We start from the raw sequence: 11,559 nt of genomic DNA on the forward strand, positions 1-11,559 counted from the left end.
AGTTTTATTTCCAATAATTATGTACTTTTTTATACCTGGAAAAACTATAAAAAATAATAATTGTAAAAAATACACTTATTCTAAAAAATAACTTTAACTTGCTTCCTCAAAAGCTAAAAAGCTTGCTGTTATGAACAACAAAGATAATGCTTACGTAATAGGGGTTGACTACGGTAGTGATTCCGTTCGCTCCATTATCGTCAATGTGAATGACGGTTTTGAAGTGGCCTCTTCTGTGTTTTATTACCCCCGATGGAAAGAACAAAAATTCTGTGATGCCTCTGTTAACCAGTTTCGCCAGCATCCTTTAGATTATACAGAAGGATTAGAGCACACTATTAAGGAATGTTTACAAAAGGCAGGGAAAGAGATAGCTGCTAATATTAAAGCTATCTCCGTAGATACCACCGGCTCTACGCCAGTTGCTGTAGATAAAACAGGTACACCGTTGGCCTTATTACCGGAATTTACCAATAATCCACATGCTATGTTTGTATTGTGGAAAGACCATACAGCCACTACCGAAGCAGCTCAGATAAATGAACATGCTACCAAATTTGATGTCAATTACCTTCAATATGTCGGCGGCATTTATTCCTCCGAATGGTTTTGGGCAAAATTACTACGCACTTTACGTACAGATGAAAGTGTGCGTGCTGCTTGCTACTCGTGGGTAGAGCATTGCGACTGGATTCCATTTTTACTAACCGGCGGAACTGATGTGCACCAAATGAAGCGCAGTGTATGCGCTGCCGGTCATAAAGCTTTATGGTCTGAAGCATGGGGCGGCCTGCCACCTAATGAATTTTTTGCATCTTTAGACCCTTTGTTAAACTGTTTTACTTCCCGTTTGTTTAGCGATACTTATACTTCCGATCAGGTAGTTGGAACCATCTCCAATGAATGGGCAGAACGTCTCGGTTTGCCCGGAAATGTAGTGATTGGCGTAGGTGCTTTTGATGCGCACATGGGTGCCGTGGGCGGACAAATTGAACCGTATTATTTAAGTAAAGTAATGGGTACTTCTACCTGCGATATGCTGGTGGCACCTATTGATGAAGTGGGCGATACGCTGGTAAAGGGCATTTGCGGTCAGGTAAATGGCTCTGTGATCCCCGGCATGATAGGAATGGAAGCTGGCCAGAGTGCTTTTGGCGATGTGTATGCCTGGTTCAAAGGCATTGCAGCCTGGGCTACCAATACGTTCCTTAGCAATTCAGCTATTATAGATACAGATACTGTTGCTTTATTGCAAAAAGAAATCAATGATAAACTAATACCGGAACTCTCCAAAGCCGCTGCTGCATTGCCTGTATGTGAGGATGATGAACTCGCTATTGACTGGCTTAACGGTCGCAGAACGCCCGATGCGAATCAGTTATTAACAGGTGCTGTGAGCGGTTTAAATCTGGGCACCACAGCACCACATATTTTCAAAGCATTAGCCGAAGCCACCTGCTTTGGTGCCAAGGCAATCGTGGATCGTTTTAGAGAGCAAGGTATTCCGGTAAATGGATTAATAGGTGTAGGTGGTGTTGCTAAAAAATCGCCATATATTATGCAGATGATGGCAGATGTAATGAACATGCCTATCTGCATTCATAAAAGTGAACAAACCTGTGCTGCCGGTGCAGCAATGTTTGCTGCCACTGCTGCCGGCTTTTATGCTAATGTAGAAGATGCTATGCAAGCAATGGGACAAGGTTTTGATGCCGAATACCAACCGCAGGAAAATTTGGTACCACTTTATGCTGCACGCTACGAAAAGTATAAACAGTTAGGCAGTTGCATAGAACAGTTGTAAAAGGAGTAAGCTTACATTTTGAAATAAAGTTTGTTTATCCATTAATAATCAGCAGCCTTTACAACAAACAAAATATCCGGTTAATCCTATAAATCTTTATATAATCTTGGCTCAAAAATATTCCCACATCCAGCAGGAAGCTTACGAAGCAAATATGCAATTGCCTAAGTTGAATTTAGTGCTTTTCACCTTTGGCAACGTTAGTGCTGCCGACAGAAGCCTTGGCGTATTTGCCATTAAACCCAGCGGTGTGCCTTATGAAGATCTTACACCGGAAAAAATGGTGATTGTTGACTTTGATGGTAATACAGTGGAGGGCATCCTTCGTCCTTCATCCGATACAAAAACACATGCAGTATTATACAAGCATTGGGAAAAGATTAATGGCATTGTGCACACACATTCTACCTATGCAACGGCGTGGGCACAATCACTTCGTGACATACCTATTTACGGCACTACCCATGCCGACCACAACACCGTAGATATACCTTGTGCGCCACCTATGAGCGACGAAATGATTGGAGGAAATTACGAATATGAAACCGGCTTTCAAATCATGAATTGTTTTACTGACAAGGGCTTGAGCTATGAAGAGGTGGAAATGATTTTAGTAGGTAATCATGCGCCTTTTACATGGGGAAAAACAGCCGCAAAAGCGGTATATAACAGTGCTGTGTTAGAGCAAATTGCTCAAATGGCTTATATCACTGAATCTATTAAAGCAGATGCGTTGCGCTTGAAAGATGCTTTAATAAAAAAGCATTACGAGCGTAAGCATGGTGCAAATAGTTATTATGGGCAATAATTAACTAAATTTATTATCGGTTTAAAAAACTTTATGTCTTTGAGCCTTCGTGGCTAAAACTCAAACAGGTGAATAAATTCCTTTTACTCTTTTTCTTCTTCATTTATACATCCCTGGCGCAAGCCCAGCAAAATGACGGTGTTGCAGTCACGCCGCCTATGGGCTGGAACAGCTACAACTGCTTTGGCTCGGCAGTACACGAGGATGAAGTAAAAGCGAATGCTGATTACATGGCAAAAAATCTAAAACAATATGGCTGGCAATACATAGTAGTAGATTTTTTATGGGCTTATGATAATCCGCCAGGTAGCAACATTGGTAATCCTTTTCAATTAAGACTGCAGGATGGTTCGTATGTTCCCTGGCTCGAAATGGATTCTTTCGGACGCTTGTTGCCCCATGTTCATAAATTTCCATCTGCATTTAACAACAACGGATTTAAGCCGTTAAGTGATTATGTTCATTCGCTTGGATTGAAGTTTGGCATTCATGTCATGCGTGGTATTCCGCGGCAGGCGGTTTGGGTAAAAACGCCGGTGCTTGGTGCAAACGGGATTACCGCCGATATGATTGCTGATACTTCATCCACCTGCCCATGGATGAACCACATGTACGGCTTGGATATGAATAAAAAGGGTGCGCAGGAATATCTTAATTCTATTCTAAATTTATATGCTTCATGGGGTGTGGATTTTATTAAGGTGGATGATATTTCTCGTCCATACCATAAAGCCGAAATTGAAGGTTACAGTAAAGCTATCGCGCAATGTGGCCGTCTAATGGTATTAAGTATTTCACCCGGTGCTACGCCAGTTGCCGATTCTTCGCATGTAAAGCAATATGCAAATATGTGGCGCATGGCAGATGATTTTTGGGACAACTGGAAAGAGATTCTTGCCATGATGCATTATGCCAAACAATGGGAAAGCGTTGGCGAAGAGGGGCATTATCCCGATTGCGATATGATGCAGATAGGCAAACTATCTAAACGCGGACCGGTAGGCGCGGAGCGCTACAGCCGTTTTACTACCGATGAGCTATACACGCACATGAACTTCTGGTGTATTTATAAATCGCCATTATTTATTGGTGGCAATCTTCCTGAAAACAGGGATTTGGAATTGGCCTTAGAAACCAATCAGGAAGCGATCAAGGTTAATCAGGAAGGTTTGCATCCAAGACAAGTGTACGAACAAAACGGCAGCTCGGTATGGATGTCGCGAATGCCCAATAGTAAAGATATATATGTTGCTTTGTTCAACATCAGCGATAGCGCACTTAAAGTGCCGGTAAGCTTTCAATCGTTAGGCTTGAAAGGAAAAGTAATAGTAAGGGATTTGTGGCAGCATAAAGATGTTGGCACATTTACCAATACGTATTCACCAACCATCAATCCGCACGGCTCTATGCTGTTGCGCATCAGCATCAAACATAAACTCCCTCAATAAAAAATATACGCATGGATAATTTAAAAAATCTGGAAGTGTGGTTTGTAACCGGCAGCCAGCATTTATATGGCGAAGAAACATTGCGCCAGGTGGCCGAGCATTCACAGGTAATAGCTAAAAGCATTAATGAGGCTGCCAACATTCCGGTGGCAGTGGTATATAAACCAACGGTGAAAAGCACCGAAGAAATTTATGCCATCTGTGCTGAAGCCAATGCCGCAAAGGCTTGTATTGGTATTATTACCTGGATGCACACTTTTTCTCCCGCAAAAATGTGGTTGACCGGCTTAAAAATTTTACACAAGCCTGTACTGCATTTGCATACACAATTCAACCGCGATATTCCCTGGAGCGAGATTGACATGGATTTTATGAACCTGAACCAGAGTGCACATGGTGACCGCGAATTTGGTTTTGCCATGAGCCGTATGCGCTTGCGTCGTAAAGTAGTGGTAGGGCATTGGCAGGATGAAAAGGTGTTAAAAGGCATTGCTGCATGGATGCGCGCTGCTGCCGGCTGGGCTGATTGGCAAGGTGCAAAATTTGCCCGTTTTGGAGACAATATGCGCTTTGTAGCTGTAACCGAAGGTGATAAAGTAGAAGCCGAATTGCAGTTTGGCTTTTCGGTAAACACGTATGGTATTGGCGATCTGGTGAAAGTAATTGGTGAGATGAGTGATGCGGATGTGGACAGGCTTTGCCAGGAATACGCCGACCAATATAAATTGGTACAAAGCCTGCAAAAAGGTGGCGAAAAGCACGAATCATTGCGCGACGCAGCAAGAATAGAATTAGGCATGCGTCACTTTTTGAAAGATGGTAATTTTAAAGGCTTTACCGATACCTTCGAAGACCTGCACGGCATGAAGCAATTACCCGGTATTGCTACACAAAGGCTGATGGCAGATGGCTATGGCTTTGGTGGCGAGGGCGACTGGAAAACTTCTGCCTTGGTACGTGCAATGAAAGTAATGGGTTCTGGCTTGCAGGGCGGTAACTCTTTCATGGAAGATTACACATATCATTTTGAGCCAGGCAACGAAATGGTGTTGGGCAGCCACATGCTGGAAATCTGCCCAACCATTGCAAACGATAAGCCTGCTGCTGAAATTCATCCACTGGGTATTGGCGGTAAAGAAGACCCTGTGCGTTTGGTATTTAATGTAGCCGGTGGACCTGCATTAAACGCTTCGGTAATAGATATGGGCAACCGTTTTAGACTACTGGTAAACGAGGTGGAAGCTCAGGAACCACAACATGATTTACCGAAGCTACCAGTTGCCCGCGTATTATGGAAACCTTATCCGGATATGCAAACCGGCTGCGCAGCATGGATCTTAGCCGGTGGTGCACATCATACCTGCTATAGTCAGAACCTTACTGCCGAGCATTTGGAAGACTTTTCGGATATGGCTAAAATAGAATGTGTGCTGATAGGTAAAAACACCAACCTCTACCAGTTTAAGAATGAATTGCGCTGGAGTGAAGTGTATTATCAATTGAATAAATAAAATTTGTGAATAGTGAGTGGTCAATTGTGAATATTTATACTTCGGGCTACTACTTACAATTCATTATTTACCACTCACAAAAAGGTCTTTTAAAGAATAGTTGTAAAAAACTTTTAGGTAATTGTAAAAGTTAAGTTTGAATTAGTTTATTTTGGCTGATAAATTATAAACTGCGTAAACGATTGCATTTATGAGATAAGACCAAATGGCTGGAAGTTTTGTAAAAAAGGAACAGAAATTTGAGATATGCAATACAACAATAGTACATAGATATACTGTAGCTCACACATAATTATGCTAACCCTTTCTATTTTGCATAGCAAATGAGAAAGTACTTAAAACCGGGACCAAACCAATTTTTATAAACAGATTGACTTGTTATGGACAAACTTCACCTGGAAGATAAAATCATCTTCGTTGTTTACTTCCTCATCGTTGCGGGCTATGGTTATTATATCTATCGCAAAAAGAAGAAGGCCGTTATGGACACACACGACTTCTTTTTGGCAGAAGGCTCACTTACATGGTGGGCTATAGGCGCTTCATTGATTGCCTCTAACATTTCGGCAGAGCAGTTTATTGGTATGAGTGGTAATGGTTTTACCATTGGTATTGCGGTAGCTGCTTACGAATGGATTGCTGCCATAGCACTCATTATCGTGGCAGTGTGGTTTATACCGGTGTACCTGAAGAATAAGATTTTTACCATGCCGCAATTTTTGGAAACGCGGTACAACAAGTCGGTAAGTTTAATCATGTCTATCTTCTGGTTGTTTTTATATGTGTTTGTCAACTTAACGTCTATCCTTTACCTCGGCGCAGTAGCCATCAATAATATTCTTGGAGGGCAATATTTGCATACAGTAGTGATATTGCTTTCCATATTTGCCGTTGTAATTACACTCGGCGGTATGAAAGTAATTGGCTTTACCGATGTGATACAAGTATTGGTATTAATTATCGGAGGCCTGGCTACTACTTATATTTCGCTTACACTAGTGAGCGAAAAGTTTGGATTGGGCAGCAGCGCAATTGCCGGTTTTAATAAAATGCTGGAAGACGCGCCCGACCATTTTCACATGATATTTGATAAACCAACAGCCAACTCTTCGCAGCAGGATATAGTTAATTATTTAACCATACCAGGAATTTTATCGTACCTGGCAGGTATATGGATTGTAAACCTTAATTACTGGGGTTGCAACCAATATATTACGCAGCGTGCATTAGGCGCTAATTTAAAAACGGCGCGTACCGGTATTTTGTTTGCCGGTTTACTTAAGCTGCTTATGCCTGTAATTGTAATGCTGCCTGGGATAGCAGCTTATGTGCTGCACAAAAATGGTGCGTTGCAGGCAGAAATGTCTGCCGGTGGCAAGTTTAATGCAGACAATGCTTATTCTGCTGTACTTGGTTACCTGCCACACGGATTGATTGGCTTATCACTTGCTGCACTTACGGCTGCTATTGTGGCTTCGCTGGCAGGTAAAGCCAACAGTATCTCTACTATTTTTACACTGGATATTTATAAGAAATATATAAAGAAAGAAGCTACCGAAAAACAGATGGTATGGACGGGGCGCCTCACCATTCTGGCTGCTATGATTGTGTCTATTTTTCTTACCTGGAAAGATGCAATGGGTATTGGCGGCGAGGGTGGTTTCACCTTTATTCAAAAATATACCGGCTTTATCAGCCCTGGTATCCTTGCTATGTTTTTGTTAGGTATGTTTTGGAAAAGAACAACGGGTCCGGCGGCAGTTGTGGGCGTAATTCTCGGCTTTTTACTTTCTGTATTGTTTAATGTGTATGCACCTGAATGGTTTGGACCAGAAACGATTTTATACACTGCTTACAAAAACCCTACCGGTGCGTATGAAATTCCATTTCACATTTGTATGGGGCTGGCATTTGGTTTTACTGTTTTAGCAATGGTCGTTATCAGTCTGGCTGGACCGCGTATTAATCCAAAATCTTTTGTATTGGACAAAACCATGTTTAAGTTGCAGCCCAATATCATCGCCATGATTGTAATAACGCTATTGGTTATTTCGGCGCTGTATGTTAAGTTTTGGTAAATGACTGAAGGTATAATTGTAAAGCAGTTTTCTTATTTATTTTAGTACAGTGCACAACTGCTGTTTTATTTGTAAAAACAGCAGTTGTATTAAATAATACTTTAGATCATATTTTAATGAACGATGAGATATGAATAAAAGGCCTTTATACATTCATCATTCTTTAGCAGAGTAATAGTATAGTTATGAAAGCGGAAATAGTTACACCCAAAAAAAGCATTGCAGAATACAAGCAATACGACAAATTTCTGCTTGCAGTGGATTGTATCATTTTTGGGTTTGATGGGGAACAACTAAAAGCACTCTTTATTAAAAGAGCTTTTGAACCGGGCTTGGGCAAATGGTCGTTGATGGGCGGCTTTGTAAAACATGAAGAAGGCGTGGAAGAAGCGGCACAGCGCATCCTGAACCAACTTACCGGCTTGAGTAATATTTACATGGAGCAACTAAGCTGCTTTGGCGAAGTGGATCGCGATCCAGGTGGCAGGGTTGTTTCTATTGCTTATTTTGCATTGATCAATATCACCGATTATGGCGATGAACTAATGAAAGAGCACAATGCCAAATGGTTTGATCTTAAAAAAGTTCCTAACCTCATTTTCGACCATAAAAAGATGGTGACGCTGGCAAAAGAGCGGTTACAGCAAAAGGTGGCTAATCACCCAATTGGCTTTGCGTTGTTGCCTTATAAATTTACCCTGCGTCAGCTCCAGAGCCTGTACGAAGCTATTTATGAAACAACAATAGACAAGCGCAATTTTACCCGCAAAATCCTGGATATTGGTATATTGAATAAACTGGATGAAAAGGAAAAGGAGTCCTCTAAAAAAGGTTCCTTTTATTATGTATTTGATGAAAAAAAATACAGGCAGTTGGATAAGGAAGGCATGAAGCTGATATAAGTGTTTATTCTGATAAGGGCGTTTAATAATTTTGGGCTGATATTACTGCTGATTGAAAGACTACCTTTTTAGAAGATTAAAAATACTGTTGGCGTAAAACATAGTATCACAACTCCCTCTATAAAAAACGTAAGCCGCTGTTTTTTTACCAGCGGCTTTTTATTGTTCTTAAATTTCTATTTACGTAAGGGCTATTTCTAACACATGCTGCATTGTTTTTACATAATGAAAATGCACACCTTTTATAAATTCTGCATCAATTTCATTTACGTCTTTCTCGTTGAGATAGCACATGATTATCTCTCTGATGCCAGCTCTTTTGGCAGCCAGCACTTTTTCCTTTATTCCTCCAACTGGCAGCACTTGTCCACGCAGGGTAATTTCGCCGGTCATGGCTAAATAAGACTTCACTTTGCGCCCCGTAAATGCCGATGCAAGTGAAGTTAGCATGGTGATGCCTGCACTTGGGCCATCCTTTGGCGTGGCGCCTTCGGGTATATGAATGTGGATATTCTTTTTATTAAACGTCTCTGGCTCTATATTGTATTTTTTTGCATTCGATTGCAAATAACTCAGGGCAGTAGTGGCACTTTCCTTCATTACATTGCCCAGGTTGCCGGTTAGCTTTAGCTCACCTTTGCCACCATCACTCAGTGCCGTTTCTATAAACAAAATATCACCGCCCACGTATGTCCATGCAAGTCCAACGGCAACGCCGGGCATATTGGCCGTTTTATATATTTCATTGTTATAACGCTGTGTACCCAGTATTTCTTCTATATCATGTGCATTCAGGGCGCCTTTTACGGTGCCGGTGGTGGCGTATTCTTTTGCCTGATTACGCATTATCTTAGCCAGTTGCCGGTCCAGCTCACGCACGCCGCTTTCGCGCGTATAATTTTCAATTATTTTTTCCAGTACTTTATCACTTATGCGAATGTTTGCTTTGTCCAGTCCGTGCGCTTCTTTTTGCTTAGGCAAAAGATGCCGTTTTGCGATTTCTGTTTTCTCTTCTATGGCATAACCGCCCAGATCAATTATCTCTAAACGGTCGCGCAAAGCAGGCTGAATATTTTGCAGATTATTTGCCGTAGCAATAAATAAGACCTTGCTTAAATCGTATTCCAGCTCCAGGTAATTATCGTAGAACGTATGATTCTGTTCGGGGTCTAATACTTCCAGCAAAGCCGAAGAAGGGTCTCCACGAAAATCGTTACCAATCTTATCTATTTCGTCCAGTATCATCACCGGGTTGGAAGATTTTACTTTGCGGAGATTTTGCAAAATACGTCCGGGCATGGCGCCAATGTACGTTTTGCGGTGTCCGCGTATTTCGCTTTCATCATGCAATCCGCCCAGGCTCAGGCGTACATATTTTCTGCCTATAGCATGTGCAATACTGCGTCCCAGCGATGTTTTACCAATTCCCGGAGGGCCCACAAAACACAATATCGGGCTTTTCATATCACCCTTCAATTTCAATACAGCAAGGTACTCCAGTATGCGCTCTTTTATTTTAGTCATGCCATAATGGTCTTCATCCAATACTGCTTTGGCACGTTTCAAATTATAGTTGTCGGTGGTGTATTCATTCCAGGGCAAATCCAGCATCAGGTCCAGGTGATTATACACAATGGAGTAATCCGGTGTACTTGGGTGCATGCGCTCGAGCTTGGCAATATTGTTTTTAAATAATTGCTTCGCAGCTTCGGGCCAATTCTTGGCTTCGCCTTTCTTCTTCATGTCCGCTATTTCGCGGTCATTACTTTCGCCACCCAGTTCTTCTTTAATGCTTTTTATTTGCTGCTGCAAAAAGTACTCGCGCTGTTGCTTATCTATTTCTGTACGGGTTTTGGTAGTTACCTTATTTTTCAGTTCAGCAAATTGCAACTCGCGTTGCAGCAATTCAATCAGCTTTTCTGCACGTTCTTTTACGGTAGTAATTTCCAGAAGGTTTTGTTTTTCCGGCAAATCACTGTTGAGGTTACTGCTTACAAAATTGATAAGGAAAGAAGGGCTTTCTATATTGCGTAAAATAATAGAAGCCTCTGTGGGCATATTGGGTGATAGCTGTATAATATTCGATGCTAAGTCTTTTATAGTGCTGGTGTACGCTTCAAAATCCTGTTCCTCCGGTATTTCGTCTTCCTGCAACAATTGTATAGCCGCTTTAAAATAAGGTTCATCGGCTATTACATCATTTATTAAAAAGCGCCGCTTGCCCTGGATAATAACCGTTGTGCCACCATCGGGCATTTTGATGAGCTTTACAATTTTTGCTACCGTACCGGTTGCGCATAAATCGCCAGCCTGGGGGTCTTCTACATTCGGATCTCGTTGCGCAAGCACACCAATCAACTTATCGGTTTTATAGGCATCCTGCACTGCCTTAATACTCTTGTCTCTACCAACCGTTATAGGCAATACCACTCCAGGAAATAAAACGGTATTTCTCAAGGGCAGCAAGGGCAATACATCAGGTATATTCAGGTCTTTATCCTGGTCTATGTCATTTTCGTTAATAGGGATAATGGGTAAAAACTCTGAGTCTTCGTCCGGGCTTAAAAACATGGTATGTTTGTTCATATTATTGTACTAAGGTCAAAATGTCATTCAATGGTAGTAGATGACTAATTCATTTTGAAAACCCTATCTGGTCAATTCAAATGCCAAAGGAGGGCAAGTTAAACTAATTGTACAAATTGTCTGATTGCGATTGAATGTTTGTGTATAAAAGTAGGTAGCAAACTAAGATTAGTCAGTAATTTTGTTACCCGCATGCTCCGGCTGAATTGCTTTTAAGCGGATCATCAAAATTAGGTTTTATTAATTTTTATGTGCATATTTTGCACAAAGCTGCTGCTTCCTTAGAGTTTACTATTTGCTCTAATCTCTTGGGGTTAGTTCCGCGAAGCTCTGCTTCGCCTTTGGTATTATCTTTATGTAGTGAGTGAATATATCCATAAGAGTCATAATGTATCAGTTTTATTGTATCATTATGTATGTCC

Annotated in this window: 7 protein-coding genes; 6 read left to right on the forward strand and 1 reads right to left on the reverse strand. The window is 41.4% G+C overall.

Annotation, left to right across the window (positions count from 1 at the left end):
* Nucleotides 1-130: 130 nt before the first annotated feature.
* The 6 genes from FC093_RS21820 (at nucleotide 131) to FC093_RS21845 (ending at nucleotide 8,551) form a co-directional block, all read left to right on the forward strand.
* Complete coding sequence (locus tag FC093_RS21820; RefSeq protein ID WP_137263941.1) at nucleotides 131-1,804, forward strand: ribulokinase; 1,674 nt, start codon at nucleotides 131-133, stop codon at nucleotides 1,802-1,804.
* 106 nt (nucleotides 1,805-1,910) lie between these two features.
* Nucleotides 1,911-2,612 carry an L-ribulose-5-phosphate 4-epimerase gene (locus tag FC093_RS21825; RefSeq protein ID WP_137263942.1) on the forward strand — a complete coding sequence of 234 codons (702 nt, stop codon included), beginning with the start codon at nucleotides 1,911-1,913 and terminating at the stop codon, nucleotides 2,610-2,612.
* Nucleotides 2,613-2,680: 68 nt separating this feature from the next.
* Nucleotides 2,681-4,060 carry a glycoside hydrolase family 27 protein gene (locus FC093_RS21830; RefSeq protein WP_206106656.1) on the forward strand — a complete coding sequence of 460 codons (1,380 nt, stop codon included), beginning with the start codon at nucleotides 2,681-2,683 and terminating at the stop codon, nucleotides 4,058-4,060.
* An 11-nt stretch (nucleotides 4,061-4,071) separates the two neighbouring features.
* Complete coding sequence (araA, locus tag FC093_RS21835; protein WP_137263943.1) at nucleotides 4,072-5,571, forward strand: L-arabinose isomerase; 1,500 nt, start codon at nucleotides 4,072-4,074, stop codon at nucleotides 5,569-5,571.
* A gap of 380 nt (nucleotides 5,572-5,951) precedes the next feature.
* On the forward strand, nucleotides 5,952-7,649 hold the full coding sequence (locus tag FC093_RS21840; RefSeq protein WP_137263944.1) for a sodium:solute symporter family transporter: 1,698 nt from the start codon (nucleotides 5,952-5,954) through the stop codon (nucleotides 7,647-7,649).
* A 185-nt stretch (nucleotides 7,650-7,834) separates the two neighbouring features.
* Entirely contained in the window at nucleotides 7,835-8,551 is a 717-nt protein-coding gene (locus tag FC093_RS21845) for an NUDIX hydrolase (protein WP_137263945.1), read from the forward strand.
* 180 nt (nucleotides 8,552-8,731) lie between these two features.
* Here FC093_RS21845 and lon read toward each other — a convergent pair whose 3' ends face one another.
* Entirely contained in the window at nucleotides 8,732-11,137 is a 2,406-nt protein-coding gene (gene lon, locus FC093_RS21850; protein ID WP_137263946.1) for an endopeptidase La, read from the reverse strand.
* Between the last annotated feature and the right edge of the window lie 422 nt (nucleotides 11,138-11,559).

The organism is Ilyomonas limi, assembly GCF_005233845.1.
Taxonomy (GTDB): domain Bacteria; phylum Bacteroidota; class Bacteroidia; order Chitinophagales; family Chitinophagaceae; genus Ilyomonas; species Ilyomonas limi.